This window comes from Streptomyces sp. M-16 (assembly GCF_052114405.1).
GTDB lineage: Bacteria > Actinomycetota > Actinomycetes > Streptomycetales > Streptomycetaceae > Streptomyces.
Window position 1 is genome coordinate 35,501 of record NZ_JBFRER010000086.1, and the last position, 15,090, is coordinate 50,590.

The 15,090-nt window shown below is 73.0% G+C and carries 16 protein-coding genes; 6 read left to right on the plus strand and 10 right to left on the minus strand.

The features are described from left to right. Window positions 1-33 precede the first annotated feature (33 nt). The 3 genes from AB4039_RS30190 to AB4039_RS30200 all read left to right on the plus strand — a co-directional run bounded on the left by AB4039_RS30190 (window position 34) and on the right by AB4039_RS30200 (window position 3,402). Complete coding sequence (locus AB4039_RS30190) at window positions 34-1,362, plus strand: histidine kinase (protein ID WP_266840036.1); 1,329 nt, start codon at window positions 34-36, stop codon at window positions 1,360-1,362. After that, complete coding sequence (locus AB4039_RS30195; RefSeq protein WP_442272279.1) at window positions 1,359-2,018, plus strand: response regulator; 660 nt, start codon at window positions 1,359-1,361, stop codon at window positions 2,016-2,018. The genes AB4039_RS30190 and AB4039_RS30195 overlap by 4 nt, the downstream gene beginning before the upstream one ends. A 166-nt stretch (window positions 2,019-2,184) precedes the next feature. After that, window positions 2,185-3,402 (plus strand): cytochrome P450, encoded by a 1,218-nt coding sequence (locus AB4039_RS30200; protein ID WP_442272280.1) that lies wholly within the window; start codon window positions 2,185-2,187, stop codon window positions 3,400-3,402. 77 nt (window positions 3,403-3,479) lie between these two features. On the opposite strand, the gene AB4039_RS30205 is transcribed toward AB4039_RS30200, so the two are convergent. Then, window positions 3,480-5,054 (minus strand): ABC transporter permease, encoded by a 1,575-nt coding sequence (locus AB4039_RS30205; protein WP_266840039.1) that lies wholly within the window; start codon window positions 5,052-5,054, stop codon window positions 3,480-3,482. Then, window positions 5,051-5,953, minus strand: coding sequence for an ABC transporter ATP-binding protein (locus tag AB4039_RS30210; protein WP_266840040.1), 903 nt, complete (start codon window positions 5,951-5,953; stop codon window positions 5,051-5,053). Before AB4039_RS30210 ends, AB4039_RS30205 begins: the two co-directional genes overlap by 4 nt. Window positions 5,954-6,028: 75 nt before the next feature. Here AB4039_RS30210 and AB4039_RS30215 point away from each other — a divergent pair, with 75 nt between their 5' ends. Beyond that, complete coding sequence (locus AB4039_RS30215) at window positions 6,029-6,508, plus strand: GbsR/MarR family transcriptional regulator (RefSeq protein WP_051840640.1); 480 nt, start codon at window positions 6,029-6,031, stop codon at window positions 6,506-6,508. A 57-nt stretch (window positions 6,509-6,565) separates the two neighbouring features. Here AB4039_RS30215 and AB4039_RS30220 read toward each other — a convergent pair whose 3' ends face one another. Next, entirely contained in the window at window positions 6,566-7,357 is a 792-nt protein-coding gene (locus AB4039_RS30220) for a diacylglycerol kinase (protein WP_442272283.1), read from the minus strand. Window positions 7,358-7,541: 184 nt separating this feature from the next. On the opposite strand from AB4039_RS30220, the gene AB4039_RS30225 reads away from it, so the two are divergent. Then, complete coding sequence (locus AB4039_RS30225) at window positions 7,542-8,825, plus strand: adenylosuccinate synthase (protein WP_266840042.1); 1,284 nt, start codon at window positions 7,542-7,544, stop codon at window positions 8,823-8,825. Between the two features lie 78 nt (window positions 8,826-8,903). Here the strand turns inward: AB4039_RS30225 and AB4039_RS30230 are convergent, their stop codons facing one another. Further along, window positions 8,904-9,386 (minus strand): hypothetical protein, encoded by a 483-nt coding sequence (locus tag AB4039_RS30230; protein ID WP_266840043.1) that lies wholly within the window; start codon window positions 9,384-9,386, stop codon window positions 8,904-8,906. A gap of 285 nt (window positions 9,387-9,671) precedes the next feature. Here AB4039_RS30230 and AB4039_RS30235 point away from each other — a divergent pair, with 285 nt between their 5' ends. Then, window positions 9,672-10,190: a carboxymuconolactone decarboxylase family protein gene (locus tag AB4039_RS30235; RefSeq protein WP_266840044.1), complete on the plus strand. Its 519-nt coding sequence runs from the start codon at window positions 9,672-9,674 to the stop codon at window positions 10,188-10,190. Between the two features lie 112 nt (window positions 10,191-10,302). Here the strand turns inward: AB4039_RS30235 and AB4039_RS30240 are convergent, their stop codons facing one another. The 6 genes from AB4039_RS30240 to AB4039_RS30265 all read right to left on the minus strand — a co-directional run bounded on the left by AB4039_RS30240 (window position 10,303) and on the right by AB4039_RS30265 (window position 14,806). Further along, a complete protein-coding gene (locus AB4039_RS30240) occupies window positions 10,303-10,740 on the minus strand; it encodes a hypothetical protein (RefSeq protein ID WP_266840045.1) in 438 nt (145 codons plus the stop codon). Beyond that, window positions 10,740-10,910 carry a DUF397 domain-containing protein gene (locus AB4039_RS30245; RefSeq protein WP_442272281.1) on the minus strand — a complete coding sequence of 57 codons (171 nt, stop codon included), beginning with the start codon at window positions 10,908-10,910 and terminating at the stop codon, window positions 10,740-10,742. The genes AB4039_RS30240 and AB4039_RS30245 overlap by 1 nt, the downstream gene beginning before the upstream one ends. 247 nt (window positions 10,911-11,157) lie before the next feature. Beyond that, window positions 11,158-12,033, minus strand: a complete 876-nt coding sequence (locus AB4039_RS30250; protein WP_442272282.1) for an alpha/beta hydrolase family protein — start codon at window positions 12,031-12,033, stop codon at window positions 11,158-11,160. 186 nt (window positions 12,034-12,219) lie between these two features. Further along, on the minus strand, window positions 12,220-13,425 hold the full coding sequence (gene kynU, locus AB4039_RS30255; protein ID WP_266840048.1) for a kynureninase: 1,206 nt from the start codon (window positions 13,423-13,425) through the stop codon (window positions 12,220-12,222). Next, window positions 13,418-14,266 (minus strand): tryptophan 2,3-dioxygenase family protein, encoded by an 849-nt coding sequence (locus tag AB4039_RS30260; RefSeq protein ID WP_266840049.1) that lies wholly within the window; start codon window positions 14,264-14,266, stop codon window positions 13,418-13,420. Before AB4039_RS30260 ends, kynU begins: the two co-directional genes overlap by 8 nt. A gap of 126 nt (window positions 14,267-14,392) precedes the next feature. Then, entirely contained in the window at window positions 14,393-14,806 is a 414-nt protein-coding gene (locus tag AB4039_RS30265) for a DUF3151 domain-containing protein (protein WP_266840050.1), read from the minus strand. Window positions 14,807-15,090 lie beyond the last annotated feature (284 nt).

Genomic DNA, 15,090 nt, shown 5'->3' on the forward strand with positions numbered 1-15,090 from the left:
CGGACCAGTGAGGAGGCGGCCTACGGTTTGAACATGACCCAGACGACCACCGGGGCCACTCCCCGTCCGCCCGAACTGAGGCTGGCTTCGGGCTTGATGCAGAGCCTGCGTGACGACATGTTCACGGATGCCTTCGCTTACCGTCCGCTCGCCCCGATGCGGACGGACGGGCCGATCGTCCGCCGCCTGCCGGCGCGGATACGGACGCAGATGGCCTATCTGCCGCACGCGGTGGTGGGGGTGACGGCCTTCTTCGTGTTCATGCTGGCGGGTATCAGCGGGACGGGCGGTATGTCGCCGGTCTCGCGCACCGTGGCGGGGTTGGTGGCCGCGGCGCCGGTGCTGATGACCCTGGTGCGGCCCCTGGGGGCCTTCTGGGCGGCGCTGGCGGCCACGGTCGTGCTCTCGGTGCTGCAGGACCGGATCTTCACCTGGCCCTGGTCTCCGGGCACGTTCCTCTCCTACCTCTCCGTGATGGTCTTCGTCGCCCTGCGGACCAGGCCCCGGGTGGCCGGCTGGATGTGGGTCGTCACCGTGGTGTTCGGGACTGCCGTGCAGATCCTGTTCGGTGCGGAGCGTGCGGGCAGCATCGGGCCGATGGCCTCCGCCTCGGCGGTGGCGCTGCTGCTGGTGACGGTGCGCAACACCCGCCGGGAGGCCCGGCAGGAGGTCACGGCGGTGCTGGAGGTGACGGCCTTCGAGCGGGACCGGAGGACGTTGCTGGAGGAGCGGACGACCATCGCGCGGGAGCTGCACGACGTGGTCGCGCACCACATGTCGGTGGTGGCGATCCAGGCGGAGGCGGCTCCGTACCGGGTGAAGAATCCGCCGCCGGAGCTGGAGGCCGCGTTCGTCACCATCCGGGAGAACGCGGTGGCGGCCCTCACCGAGCTGCGCCGGGTGCTGGGGGTGGTGCGGTCCGCGGACTACGAGGCGCCCGACGCCCCGCAGCCGACGCTGGCCGCGCTGGAGGGGCTGCTCGCCAATGTGCGGGAGGCCGGGCTGAGCGTGGAGAAGACCGTCACGGGTGCGGTGCGCGAGCTGCCGCAGGGCGTGGAGCTGTCGGCCTACCGGATCATCCAGGAGGCCCTGAGCAACAGCCTGCGGCACGCGCCGGGATCGTTGGCGGAGGTCGAGGTGTCGTACGTGCTGGGTGGTCTGGGGATACGGGTCGTCAACGGCCCGGCTGTCGGGGACGTGCCGCCTTCACCGGGGGCCGGGCACGGGATCACCGGGATGCGGGAGCGGGTGGCCATGCTGGAAGGGGAGATGACGGCCGGGGAGAGCCCTTCGGGCGGGTACGAGGTGGCGGTGTTCATACCGGTACGCAGCCGACCGCAGTCGGAGGAGGACCCGGTATGACGATCAGAGTGCTGATCGTCGATGACCAGATGATGGTCCGCGAGGGCTTCTCCGTCCTGCTGAACGCGATGGAGGGCATCGAGGTCGTCGGCGAGGCCGTCGACGGCCGGCAGGCCATCGCGCAGGTGGCGGCCTTGCGGCCTGACGTGGTGTTGATGGACATCCGGATGCCGGAGATGAACGGCCTGGAGGCGACCCGGAAGATCGTGGCGGCCGACGCGGACGCGAAGGTGCTGGTCCTGACGACCTTCGACCTCGACGAGTACGTGTACCAGGCGCTGCGGGCGGGGGCTTCGGGGTTCCTGTTGAAGGACGCGTCGGCCCGTCAGCTGGCGGACGGGGTGCGGGTGGTGGCGGCCGGGGAGGCGCTGTTGGCCCCTTCGGTGACGAAGCGGCTGATCGTGGAGTTCTCGAAGCTGGCGAAGGCTCCGCAGGCCGCCGATCCGGCGGGGGTGCCGGAGCTGACGGAACGGGAGACGGAGGTGCTGGTGCTGATCGCGCAGGGCCTGTCCAACGGGGAGATAGCGGACCGGCTGCTGGTCGCGGAGTCGACGATCAAGACGCATGTGAGCCGGATCCTGGTGAAGCTGGGCCTGCGGGACCGGACGCAGGCGGCGGTGTTCGCCTACGAGACCCGGCTGGTGACGCCGACTTAGGCGCCGTCCGGGCCGGGTGCGGGCCGGGTGCGGGCCGGGTGCGGGCCGCCGTCCGGGCCGGGTCCGGGACAGGTCCTGTGGGGGACCGTCGGGGGCTGGTCGGGAGGGGCCGGGGTTCCGGGCCGGGTCCAGTGGGTTCCCGGCGGGGCGGGGCTAGTCTGCGGGGATGGGCTTTGATCCGTGGGATGCCGAGTTCGTCGCCGACCCGTACCCCGCCTACCGGGAGCTGCGGCAGCAGGGGCGGGCCGTGTGGTCGCCGGCGACCGGGCAGTGGCTGGTGCCGCACTACGCCGATGTGAGCGCCCTGTTGCGGGACCGGCGGCTGGGGCGGACCTACCTGCACCGCTTCAGCCACGAGGAGTTCGGCCGACAGGCGCCGCCGCCGGAGCACGAGCCCTTCCACGTGCTCAACGGCAACGGGCTGTTGGACCTGGAGGATCCCGCGCACGCGCGCGTGCGGCGGCTGGTGGCGAAGGCCTTCACCCCGCGCACCGTGGAGCGGCTCGCGCCGGCGGTGGAGCGGCTGGCCCGGGAGTTGGCGGACGGGCTGCGCCGGGCGGGGGGCGGGGACCTGCTGACTGCCGTCGCCGAGCCGCTGCCGGTGGCGGTGATCGCGGAGCTGCTGGGTGTCCCGGAGGCGGACCGGGGGCTGTTGCGGCCCTGGTCGGCGGACATCTGCGGGATGTTCGAGCTCCGGCCGGACCGGGAGACGGCCCGGCGTGCGGTGACCGCGAGCGTGGAGTTCAGCGCGTACCTGCGGGAGTTGATCGGCGAGCGGCGCAAGCGGCCCGGCACGGATTTGATCTCCGGCCTGATCGCCGCCCACGATGAGGAGGGCCGGCTCAGCGAGCAGGAGATGATCTCCACCTGCGTCCTCCTGCTGAACGCCGGACACGAGGCGACCGTCAACACGACGGTCAACGGCTGGTGGGCCCTGTTCCGCAATCCCGAGCAGCTCGCGCGGCTGCGCGCGGACCCGGGAGCGGTGGATCCCGAAAAGTTGTCCACAGCTGTGGATGAACTCATGCGCTTCGACACACCTCTCCAGATGTTCGAGCGCTGGGTGCTCGACGACATCCTGATCGGGGACACACCGATCCCTCGCGGCTCAGAAGTCGCACTGTTGTTCGGTTCTGCGAACCGGGATCCGGCGCGCTTCGAGAACCCCGACGCGCTGGACCTCTCACGCGCCGACAACCCGCACCTGACCTTCGGCGCCGGGATCCACTACTGCCTGGGGGCGCCCCTGGCCCGGCTGGAGCTCGCGGCCTCCTTCGGCGCCCTGCTCGACCCGGCACTCCCACCGTTGCACCTGGTCAGGGAGCCGCAGTGGGGGGACGGCTACGTCATCCGGGGCCTGCGCGAACTGCTCGTGGAGTTCTAGCCGACGGGCCGAAAGCCCGGGGGCCCGGGCCCGGCCGGTCGGCCGGGGCCCGGGCCCCTCACGGTCTCCGCCCGCGGCTACGCCGTCAGGTCCCGGCGCCGCAGCGCGCCCAGTCCTGCCGCGACCAGCGCCCCCGCGAGGACGGTCAGGGTCAGCAGCGGAGCCCAGTCGAGGGCCTCCGGCCCGGGGAGCTTGGGCAGGTGGGTGAAGGGCGAGACGTTCATGACCGACTGGGGAAGGTCGAGCGCCGGGCCGATCCAGCCGAGGGCCAGCGCGACTCCGGCGACTGCCCAGCCCGCGACCGCGTACTTCGGGAGCGCGCCGTGCAGCAGGGCCGCCAGGGCGCCGAGCAGCCACACCGCCGGGAGCTGCGCGAGGCAGGCACCCACGGCCGTACCGACGTCCCGGCCGTGCCCGATGCCCAGTCCGAGCCCGGCCAGCAGCAGGATCACGGCCGAGCCGCCGAACGCGACGGCGAGGTGACCGCCGGCCCAGCGCAGTCGCCCGACGGCGTTCGAGAGCAGCGGTTCGGCGCGCTGCGCGCTCTCCTCGCCGTTCAGGCGCAGCACGGAGGAGACCACGTAGAGCGCGGCGATCATGCCGAGCAGTCCGGCCATCGCGGCGAGGAAGGCGTCGGTGAGCCCGCTCTGCCCGCCCATCCGCTCGATGATCTGACGGGTCTTCTCGTTGCCGCCGACGACGTCGGCGGCGCCGTCCGCCATGCCGCCGAAGACGAGCCCGGCGACGAGGAAGGCGGCGCCCCAGCCGATGAGGCTGCCGCGCTGGAGCCGCCAGGCCAGTGCCCCGGCCGTGCCGAGCCGGCCCTCGGCCGGTCCGGGACGGGCGGGCAGGAAGCTCATGCCCAGGTCGCGGCGGCCCGAGAGCAGGTACGCGGCTCCCGTCGTGAGCGCCACCCCGGCGACGAGCAGGAGGAGCACCCACCAGCGTTCGGCGGCGAAGGCGCGGGCGTTCTCCACCCAGCCGAGCGGGGAGATCCAGGTCAGGGCGGAGGCGCCGTCCGGCGTACCGGCGTCGCCGGCGGCCTTCAGCACGAAGGCGGCGCCGAGGACGGCGGAGGTGAGCCCCTTGGCGGCGCGGGCGCTCTCGGTGAGCTGGGCGGCGATGGCCGCGATCCCCGCGAAGAGCAGACCGGCGCCGCCGATGGCCAGGCCCAGCGCGAGGGCGCCGGGCCCGCCCTGCCCGGCGAGTCCGCCCGCGACGAGCAGGACGACACACGCGTTGGCGACGAGGGCGGCGAGCAGCGCCGCCGTCAGCGGGGCCCGGCGGCCCACCATGGCGGCGGACAGCATTTCCTGGCGGCCCGTCTCCTCCTCCTCACGGGTGTGCCGGATGACGATGATCAGGCTCATCACGGCGGCGAGGACGGCGCCGTAGACGCCCATGCGCCAGGAGGTCAGCGCGCCGAGGGAGTCGCCGAAGACCGGCCCGTACAGGGCACGCATGGAGCCGTTGGCGTTCATCGAGGAGGCGAGCTCGGCGCGTTCGGCGGCAGTGCCGTACACCTTTTCGAGCGAACCGGGCATGCTCACCACCAGCAGGCCGGTGACGAGGACCCACACCGGCATCATCACGCGGTCGCGGCGCAGGGCCAGCCGGAGCAGGGCGCCGGTGCCCGCCAGTTGTCGGTTCATCGTGCGTTCGCCTCGTCAGCGGTCGTGTAGTGGCGGAGGAAGAGCTCTTCGAGGGTGGGCGGGGTCGAGGTCAGCGACCGCACGCCCGAGGCGGTGAGCGAGCGCAGCACGGCGTCCAGCTTGTCGGTGTCGGCCTGGAGGCTGACCTTGAGGCCGCGCACGTCGACGTCGTACACGCCGGGCAGGTGCGCGATGCCGTTCGGCGGTCCGGCGAGTTCGGCCGTGATCGACGTACGGGTGAGGTGGCGCAGTTCGGCGAGGGTGCCGGTCTCCACGGTGCGGCCGGCGCGGATGATGCTGACGCGGTCGCAGAGGGTTTCGACCTCGCTGAGGATGTGGCTGCTGAGGAGGATGGTGCGGCCGGCGGCACGGGCCTCGGCGACGCAGCTCTGGAAGACCTCCTCCATCAGCGGGTCGAGGCCGGAGGTGGGTTCGTCGAGGATCAGCAGCTCGACGTCCGACGCGAAGGCGGCGACCAGGGCGACCTTCTGACGGTTGCCCTTGGAGTACGTACGGCCCTTCTTGGTCGGGTCGAGTTCGAACCGCTCCAGCAGCTCGGTGCGGCGCGCCCGGTCGAGACCGCCGCGGAGCCGGCCGTAGAGGTCGATGACCTCGCCTCCGGAGAGGTTGCGCCACAGGGTGACGTCACCGGGCACGTAGGCGATGCGGCGGTGGAGCGCCACCGCGTCGGCCCACGGGTCACCGCCGAGGAGGCTGACGGTCCCGGCATCGGCGCGCAGCAGGCCGAGCAGGACCCGGATGGTGGTGGACTTCCCGGCGCCGTTGGGGCCGAGGAACCCGTGGACCTCGCCCGCGGTGACGTCGAGGTCGAGTCCGTCCAGTGCGTGGGTGCGGCCGAACGCCTTGTGGAGCCCGGCGACGCTGATTGCCTTCGTCATGTTTCTGAACGTACGCTACTTTCACAAAATTGTGAAGCTCGGGAATCGCGTAAAGTCTGAGGGGTGGCGGATGCAATGGATGTACGGGACGAGGAAGCGGTATCCCGCTTCGTGGAGCGGTTCGCGGCGCAGCTGACGGAGGCGGGCATGCAACGCATGGCCTCCCGGGTCTTCGCGCGGCTGCTCGCGAGCGACGGGGGATCGATGACCTCCGCGGAACTGGGCGAGGCGCTCCAGATCAGTCCGGCGGCGGTATCGGGCGCCGTCGCCTACCTGACGCAGGTCAACATGGTCAGCCGGGAGCGCGAACCGGGCTCCCGCCGCGACCGGTACGTCCTGCACAACGAGCTCTGGTACGAGACCTTCACCCGCCGGGACCAGGTCCTGACCCTGTGGGAGAAGACCCTGCGCGAGGGCGCGGCCGGCCTCGGCGAGGGCTCCCCGGCGGGCGCGCGGATCGCGGAGACGGCGGCGTTCTTCGAGTTCCTGCAGGGCGAGATGCTCGGAATGATGGACCGCTGGCGCGCCCACCGCGCGACGCTAGACCTGCCGTAGCCGCGGGAGCGGGGCCGGGGCGACACCCCGCCCCGCCCCGACCCGCCGGGGGCCGGCTCAGCGCGGCAGGGTGAGGGCCCAGGCCGCCGGATGGCGGGTCCAGGTGCGGCGGCGGACCGGGCCGGTCAGGACGTGGTCGGCGCGGTAACGGAAGTCCGCCCCGGACACCGTCACCGCCTCGGCCCGCCCCGTCAGCGGCGCGGCCCCCGCGAGCCGGACGACGACCTCGGCCGGACCGCCCCCCTCCCCCGTCCGCACCGCCACGTCCTCCACGGGCTGGTCCACGTCCGCGAGCACCACCCCGTCCACCTGCACCTCCACCCTCAGCCGGTGCGGCGCGGCCCCCGGGCCGGTCAGCAGGGTCCGCAGCAGCGAGCGGTACGCGCCGCCGCGCCGCGCCGCGGGCGGACCCGCGATCCGCAGCCCGCCCAGCACCACCCCGTCGCTGTCGTCGACCAGCAGGTCCCGCGGCCGCGGCACCCCGTCCAGCGCCGCCCGCGCCCCGAGCACCGCCGAGAGCGGCACGCCGAGCGAGCGGGCCAGCCCCAGCGACCCCGAGGGCCCCACCGGAACCAGCGAGAGCGCCCGGTCCACCGGCCCCCGCTCCCGGTGCAGCAGCGCCACGGCCCTTACCAGCGCCCGGTCGTCGCCCACGATCACCGGCCGCCGATGACCCCGGCGGGCGAGGGCCCGCGCAAATTCCTCCTGCGAATCGGGGAGGCAGATTTTCGCCGCGGCCCCCGCTGACAACACATCCTTCGCGATTCGCACGGACTCGCCGTCAAGACGGCGGGCGACCGGGTCGACGAGCACGAGCAGGCCGCCGACCGGCGCGCCCGCATGGCTCATGGTGGGCTCTGGAGCCGACACCTCGGTCCTTCCTCGGGTAGCATCTTTGTGCAAGAGGCCCTTGCGCTATTGCGCCAGGGCCTTCGTCTATTCCGGGGTACCGGTCCGACGGCTCAGCCTGCGGTGTACATCGTCGTACGCCCCCTGACCTTGGACATGCCCCATCCGGAAGAGGTGTACGCCTGTGCCCGCTCTTGTGCTGCTCGGAGCTCAGTGGGGTGACGAGGGCAAGGGAAAGGCCACCGACCTGCTCGGTGGATCCGTTGACTATGTAGTGCGCTACCAGGGTGGCAACAACGCCGGCCACACGGTCGTCGTGGGCGACCAGAAGTACGCGCTGCACCTTCTCCCTTCCGGCATCCTCTCCCCCGGATGCACCCCGGTCATCGGCAACGGTGTCGTCGTCGACCCGGCCGTCCTGCTCTCCGAGCTGCGCGGCCTGAACGAGCGCGGCATCGACACCTCGAAGCTGCTGATCAGCGGTAACGCGCACCTGATCACGCCGTACAACGTCACCCTCGACAAGGTCGGCGAGCGCTTCCTCGGCAAGCGCAAGATCGGTACGACCGGCCGCGGCATCGGCCCGACCTACGCGGACAAGATCAACCGCGTCGGCATCCGCGTCCAGGACCTCTACGACGAGTCGATCCTCATCCAGAAGGTCGAGGCGGCGCTGGAGGGCAAGAACCAGCTCCTCGCGAAGCTCTACAACCGCCGTGCCATCGAGGCCGGCGCGATCGTGGAGGAGATGCTCCAGTACGCGGACCAGATCAAGGGCTACGTCGCCGACACCACCCTGATCCTCAACAACGCGCTGGACGAGGACAAGGTCGTGCTCTTCGAGGGCGGCCAGGGCACCCTGCTCGACGTCGACCACGGCACGTACCCCTTCGTCACCTCCTCGAACCCGACCGCCGGCGGCGCCTGCACCGGCACCGGCGTGGGCCCGACGAAGATCAGCCGCGTCATCGGCATCCTCAAGGCCTACACGACCCGCGTCGGCGCCGGCCCGTTCCCGACGGAGCTCTTCGACGAGGACGGCGAGGCCCTGCGCCGCATCGGTGGCGAGCGCGGTGTGACCACCGGCCGTGACCGCCGCTGCGGCTGGTTCGACGCCCCGATCGCCCGCTACGCGACCCGCGTCAACGGCCTGACGGACTTCTTCCTCACCAAGCTCGACGTGCTGACCGGCTGGGAGGAGATCCCGGTCTGCGTCGCGTACGAGATCGACGGCAAGCGCGTCGAGGAGCTCCCGTACTCCCAGACCGACTTCCACCACGCGAAGCCGATCTACGAAACCCTCCCGGGCTGGTCCGAGGACATCACCAAGGCCAAGACCTTCTCCGACCTCCCGAAGAACGCCCAGGCGTACGTGAAGGCCCTGGAGGAGATGTCGGGCGCCCCGATCTCCGCGATCGGCGTCGGCCCCGGCCGCACCGAGACGATCGAGATCAACTCGTTCCTCTAGGAACCCGCAGCACCCGCACCACCCCCGAGCGGGGCAGCCGGCACGTCCGCCGGCTGCCCCGCTCGGGCGTGTGCGGCTTCAGCAGAACGCCTCCTTCGCCACGGCTGCCCCCTTGTTCCAGCCCAGGCTGAACTGCTGGTTGGCCGAGGCGGGGGCGGTGGCCTTGCAGTCGGCCTTGACGGCGTCCCAGCCGGCGACGATGCCGGCCTTGAGAGTGGTACCGGTGGTAGTGGTCGTCGCGCTGCCGCCGCTGCACTGGGTGACCGTCGAGCCCTGCCGGACCGAGTACTGGCCCTCCTTCGCCTTGGCGATGTTGAAGGTGCCGTCCGGATTCATGCTGAAGCCGGCGCCGACGCCCGTGGACGACTCCAGGAAGGCGGGCCCCGGCTGGAACCCGCCGCCGGAGATGCTCACCGTGCCGTCCGCCAGCACGCCGGACGTGGAACACGTGGCGGCGGGGACGGCCGCGGGGGCCGAGGCCAGGGCGAGCGCGGTGGGGCCGAGGGCGAGGGAGCCGGCCATCACGGGGGTGAGCAGGATCAGGCGCGTACGTCGGTTCATGGTGCTGCCTCCCACGGGGGAGAAGGGGAAGGGCGGAGGTCGCCGGGGACCGGGACGACGGCGCTGTGCGCCGACGGTGCACCGGGCCACGAGGCCCGTCCGGCACCGGTCCGGCGCCCGCGCGGCCGGACATGCCGGCCGTCTCCGTCCCTTCATGGTCCCCCGCACGGCCGCACGTGTCGCCCCGGAAAGTTTTTTCCCGGACCTGTCACACTCGCGGCGTCCCATCCGTCAGTGGGGTGAAGCCGACGCAGCGAGCATCGGCCCCGGCCACCGGAGGGCCCCATGACGAACACCGACACCAACGCCACCGCCACCGCCACCGCTCCCCTCTCCCGGATGGCCGATCCGGGCAGGTTCGTCCCCGAGATGAGCGACATCAGCGCCGCCCTCTTCCGGGCCACCGGCAACCGCTCGGTGCCGCGCACCACGATCAGCCTGGTCCACCTGCGGGCCGGCCAGATCGTCCACAACACCTACCTGACCCTCCTGAACACCGGGTTCCTGCGCAAGGCGGGCGAGACCGAGGAGCGGATCACGGCCGTCTCCTCCTGGCAGGACGCCCACTGCTTCACCCCGGCCGAGCGGGCCGCCCTCGCCCTGGTGGAGGCGGTCCTCCAGCCCGCCCCGCGGGGCGAGGAGCGCGTCTGCGACGAGCTGTACGCGGAGGCGGCGAAGCACTTCGACGAGAAGGCCCTGGCCACCCTCACCATCGCGATCGGCCAGATCAACTTCTTCATCGCCCTGGCGCTGATCGGCAAGCCGGCGCCGGTCTCCTCCCTCGCCGACCGGCAGTGGGACTGAGTCAGCGCGCCGCCTCCCCGTCCGGGCCCCGGTGTGAGGGTTCCGGTGCCCGGACCACGGGGGGGGCCGGAACGAAGTCGCCTCCCGGCTCGTGTACGTGCGCTCGGGCCCCTCAGGCGAGGTCGTCCCGCCCGAGCCAGGCGGGGCGGTCGGGTACGTCTGCGTCCCAGGCCTTCGGCGGGGGCGGCGGAGGGGGGACCGGGTGCCCGCGGCGCGGTACCGGTACGGGTTCGGGCCGGGGCTCGGGCAGGGGCTCGGGCTCCGGCGGGGGAGGGGCGCTGTCGGAAACGACCTCGACCGCCTTGAACCGGTAGTGGTGGGGAAGTCCGAAGCGGGGCTCCACGACGACGAGGAACCCGTCGCCCTCCCGGTACACGACGCGGCGCACCACCTTGCGGAACAGTCCGGGATCGAAGGCGTCGACCCGCTCCCGGAGCGCGGCCAGGGCCTCCTCGCCCGTCCCCTCGACGTGCCCCAACACCCCGACGGACCAGGTCAGCCCCCGGTGCTCGCCGATGTTCCGTTCCAGGATCAACCCCCAGGTCGGCACTACGCCCGCCCCGCCGCCCGGTCGGCGAAGCCGGTTGCCGGCGTGAGGGTGGGGCCGGGGTCCTCGGAGTCCCGGACGTGGCCGGCGTAAAGGCGGGTGGCGGCCTCGACGCAGTCACCGCCGTCGGGGCTGCCGTGGCTCGACGTGAACCACCGCTTCGCAACGCTCATTGCCTGACTCCCGCCGACTCCCGGACAAGGCCCGGCGGATCGTCCGGGCTCAGGGCCTACGAACGGATCTTCGCACGGCTCCGGACGTGTGGGCCGGCCTCTCCGCGGTCGCTGCTCGGGAGGCTCTCGTCCTGAATCCGCTCCGGGGTCCGGCGGACCACGTACCTCCCCGCGGCGGCCCGGCGGTGTCCCCCGGGGGAGAGGACCGTTTCGCCCACTCCCTGCCGGCGCACCGTGCCACGGGCCCCTACCAGGCCAGTTGCGCGAGCTCCTCGCAGACCACCGCGCAGGCGTCGGCCGCCGGGTCGATCAGGGGGAAGTGGCCGACGCCGTCCAGCAGGGTCAGGCCGACCAGCTCGCCCGCCTCCCCCGCGGCGGCGACGTACGACTCCGCCACCGCGTGCGGGACCACGATGTCCTCCCGCCCGTGCACCACCGCGGTGGCGATGCCGGTCGGGAGCAGGGCCGCCGGGTCGGCGGACGGGAGGCGGGCGTCCCAGTGCTCCGGGCCGCCCAGCAGCTGGGCGGACGCGCCCCCGCACACCCCCAGTTCCTCCGCCACCGCGAAGTCCGCGATGGGGGCCAGCGCCACCACACCGCGCAGCGGCGGCGGGGCGGGCAACCGCCACGGGGACCCGGCCGGCAGGACGTGGCGGGCCGCCGCCCACAGCGCGAGGTGGCCGCCCGCCGAGTGGCCCGTCACCACCACCCGGTGCAGGTCCGCGACGGGCAGCGCCCGCGCCGCCAGACCCGGCAGCGCGTCCATGGCGGCGGCGACGTCGTCGAAGGTCTCCGGCCAGCGCCCCGCCACCGGCCCTTGGGAGGCCTGGTGCGGCAGGGAACTCCCGCGCCGGTACTCGACGTTGGCGACGGCGAAACCCCGGCGGGCCAGGAACTCCGCGAAGGGGGTGACGTGTTGCCGGTCGTACGGTGCCCGCCAGGCCCCGCCGTGCAGGACCACGACCAGCGGGGCGGGAGCCCCGCCGCCCCCTCGGGGGGCGTAGAAGTCGATGACCTGGTCGGGGTGTTCCCCGTACGCGGCGCTCGCGTCGGGCTCGACCGGCGGATGGGAGAAGGCCGAGGCGGCCTCGGCGGCGTCCCGTTCGACTGCGGGGTCCGTCATCGGCTCAACCTCTCGGGTAAACGCGTGGGACAGCGGGGACTGATGTTCCGGTGTTTCGCCAGAGCGGGACCGTATCAGGCTGGAACGGGCCGTCCCGTGGCCGCACCGGGTACAAGCGGAACGGGCGGGGCCGCAGCCCCGCCCGCTCGTTCGCCACACCCGTCGAAGTGACGTTTCGCTAGGGCGTCACCCGAAAACGTGACCCAGCGTGCGCGCGGCACGCTCCGCGTCGGCGAAACCGACGTAGAGCGGGGTGAACCCGAAGCGCAGGACGTCGGGTGCCCGGAAGTCCCCGACGACCCCGCGGGAGATGAGCTCGGCCATCACCTCGCGGGCCCCCTCGGTCCGCAGCGAGACCTGGCTGCCGCGCTCGGCGTGCCCGGCCGGGGTGACCACCTCGACCTTCCCCTCAGGGACGTAGCGGGCCACGCACTCCAGGAAGAAGTCCGTCAGCGCGAGGGACTTCGCGCGGACGTCCTCGACCGCCACGCCCTCCCACACCCCGAGGGCCGACTCCAGCGCCAGCATGGACAGGATGTCCGGCGTCCCGACGCGCGCCCGGGCCGCGCCCTCGGCCGGCTCGTAGCCCGGGGTCATCGCGAACGGGTCGGCGTGGCTGTTCCAGCCGGGGAGCGGGGAGTCGAAGGCACCCTGGTGGCGGGCGGCCACGTACACGTACGCCGGGGAGCCGGGACCGCCGTTGAGGTACTTGTACGTGCAGCCCACCGCGAGGTCGACGCCGTGCTCGTCGAGGCCGACCGGCAGGGCGCCCGCGCTGTGGCACAGGTCCCAGACGATCAGGGCGCCCGCCGCGTGCGCGGCCGCGGTGAGACCGGGCAGGTCGTGGAGCCGGCCGCTGCGGTAGTCGACGTGGTTGAGCAGCACCACGGCGGTGTCGCCGTCGATCGCGCCCGGCGCGTCGGCGGGGTCGACGGGGACCGGCTCCAGGCCGGTCAGCCGGGCGGCGGAGGCGGCGATGTAGCCGTCCGTCGGGAACGTGGTCGCGTCGACCAGCAGCTTCGTCCGGCCGGGTACGGCCATACGGGCGGCGCCGACCAGGGCCTTGAAGAGGTTGACGCTGGTGGAGTCGCCGACCGTCACCTGCCCGGGGGCCGCGCCGACGAGCGGGGCGATGAGGTCGCCGATCCGCTCGGGGGCGGTCCACCAGCCGCTCTCGTCCCAGGACCGGATGAGGAGCTCGCCCCACTGGCGGCGGACGACGTCCGTCAGCGCGTCGGGGACGGCGGCCGGAAGCGCTCCGAGGGAGTTCCCGTCGAGGTAGACGACCCCGTCGGGGAGGGTGAAGCGCTCACGGAGCTTGGCGAGGCCGTCCAGGGCGTCGAGCCGCGCCGCGCGCTCCGCCAGGTCGGCCGTGGCGTTGGTGTCAGACATGGCTGCGGGCCGTCCAGAGCTCGGGGAAGACGTTCTTCGTGGCGCGCTTCTCCAGCCAGGTCACCCCGGCGGAGCCGCCCGTGCCCGTCTTCGCCCCCATCGCGCGGCGGGTCGCCACCAGGTGGTCGTTGCGCCAGCGCCAGACGAGTTCCGCGACGTCCGTGAGGACCTCGCCCAGCCGGTGCAGGTCGGCGTGGCCGCCGTCGGGCTCGGCGTACAGGGCCGTCCAGACCGCCTCGACCTCCGCCGAGGGCTCGTAGCGCAGCGCGAGGTCGCGCGTCAGGACCGACTGGGGGACGGGCAGGCCGCGGCGGGCCAGCAGGCGCAGGGTCTCGTCGTAGAGGCTGGGCTCCTGGAGGGCCTTCTCCAGCTCCCCGTGGACGCGCGGCGCGCCACGGTGCGGGACCAGCATGGACGCCGACTTCTCGCCCAGCAGGAACTCCATCCGGCGGTACATCGCCGACTGGAAACCGGAACCCTCGCCCAGCGCCGAGCGGTAGGCGTTGAACTGCGAGGGGGTGAGCTGCGCGAGGGGCCGCCAGGAGGCGTTCAGGGCCTCCAGCTCGCGGAGGGATCGTTTCAGCGCGTCCATCGCGACCGGGATGCGGTCCTCGCGCAGGGCGCGGGCCGCCGTCTCCCACTCGTGGACGATGACCGTGAACCACAGCTCCATGACCTGGGTCGTGACCAGGAAGACCATCTCGCCGGGGTCGTCCGAGCGGAGGTGCTGGAGGTGGGTGAGGACGTCTGCCTGGACGTAGTCCTCGTACGGGGTCGTGCCGGCGAAGTCGAGGTTCGGGGTGTCCGAACCGGCTCCGGAGGCATCAAGGGCGTGCGACATTTCTGTCTCCTCGACACGTGCTTCCGGGTAGCGGTCCGCTCCTTCCGTGAGGTAAGTGGAGCCCCGGTCCCCTGCCTCGCATCATAAGCAGGGGATCCGGAAGCCCTCTAGGGCGAACGCCGGCAGTTATACGAGCGTGTCCGCGGCCGTGGCCGAGGAGTCGCGCAGGAAGGTGGAGCAGCGCTCGTACTCCTCCTTCTCGCCGATGGCCCCGGCGGCGCGGGCCAGGGCGTGCAGGGCGCGCAGGAAACCGCGGTTCGGCTCGTGCTCCCACGGCACCGGCCCGTGGCCCTTCCAGCCGGCCCGGCGCAGCGCGTCCAGGCCCCGGTGGTAGCCGGTGCGGGCGTACGCGTACGACTCGACCGTGTGGCCCGCCTCGAAGGCGCGGTCCGCGAGGGCGGCCCAGGCGAGGGAGGAGGTCGGGTGCGCGGCGGCGACCTCGGCCGGGTCGGTCCCGGCGGCGAGGGCCTCGCGGGGCGCGGGCTCGTCGGGCAGGTGGGTGGGGGCGGGGCCCCCGAGCAGGTTCTGGTGAATCGACATGGCTTCAGTGTGTCCGATGGGCCGCGCGCCCGGGGGCCGGGGCGCTCACGGGCAGGCGCTCACCGGCAGGGGTTCACCAGCGCGAGCTCACCGGCAGGGGTTCACCAGCGCGAGCTCACCGGCAGGGGTTCACCGGCGCGAGCTCACCGGCAGGCGCTCACCGGCAGGGGCTCACCGCCACGAGCTCACCGGTACGAGCCCGCCCCCGGGCGCCCGCACGGACGGAGCCGGGCCGACGGCGGCCGGGCCGGGGCGGCGCGCCGCCGGGTGCCGGGGCCCCGGCG

Bases quoted from the DNA above. Each gene is read 5' to 3' on its own strand.
- AB4039_RS30190 (WP_266840036.1), top strand. From the start codon at position 34: ATGACCCAGACGACCACCGGGGCCACTCCCCGTCCGCCCGAACTGAGG.
- AB4039_RS30195 (WP_442272279.1), top strand. From the start codon at position 1,359: ATGACGATCAGAGTGCTGATCGTCGATGACCAGATGATGGTCCGCGAG.
- AB4039_RS30200 (WP_442272280.1), top strand. From the start codon at position 2,185: ATGGGCTTTGATCCGTGGGATGCCGAGTTCGTCGCCGACCCGTACCCC.
- AB4039_RS30205 (WP_266840039.1), bottom strand. From the start codon at position 5,054: ATGAACCGACAACTGGCGGGCACCGGCGCCCTGCTCCGGCTGGCCCTG.
- AB4039_RS30210 (WP_266840040.1), bottom strand. From the start codon at position 5,953: ATGACGAAGGCAATCAGCGTCGCCGGGCTCCACAAGGCGTTCGGCCGC.
- AB4039_RS30215 (WP_051840640.1), top strand. From the start codon at position 6,029: ATGGATGTACGGGACGAGGAAGCGGTATCCCGCTTCGTGGAGCGGTTC.
- AB4039_RS30220 (WP_442272283.1), bottom strand. From the start codon at position 7,357: ATGAGCCATGCGGGCGCGCCGGTCGGCGGCCTGCTCGTGCTCGTCGAC.
- AB4039_RS30230 (WP_266840043.1), bottom strand. From the start codon at position 9,386: ATGAACCGACGTACGCGCCTGATCCTGCTCACCCCCGTGATGGCCGGC.
- AB4039_RS30235 (WP_266840044.1), top strand. From the start codon at position 9,672: ATGACGAACACCGACACCAACGCCACCGCCACCGCCACCGCTCCCCTC.
- AB4039_RS30245 (WP_442272281.1), bottom strand. From the start codon at position 10,910: ATGAGCGTTGCGAAGCGGTGGTTCACGTCGAGCCACGGCAGCCCCGAC.
- AB4039_RS30250 (WP_442272282.1), bottom strand. From the start codon at position 12,033: ATGACGGACCCCGCAGTCGAACGGGACGCCGCCGAGGCCGCCTCGGCC.
- kynU (WP_266840048.1), bottom strand. From the start codon at position 13,425: ATGTCTGACACCAACGCCACGGCCGACCTGGCGGAGCGCGCGGCGCGG.
- AB4039_RS30260 (WP_266840049.1), bottom strand. From the start codon at position 14,266: ATGTCGCACGCCCTTGATGCCTCCGGAGCCGGTTCGGACACCCCGAAC.
- AB4039_RS30265 (WP_266840050.1), bottom strand. From the start codon at position 14,806: ATGTCGATTCACCAGAACCTGCTCGGGGGCCCCGCCCCCACCCACCTG.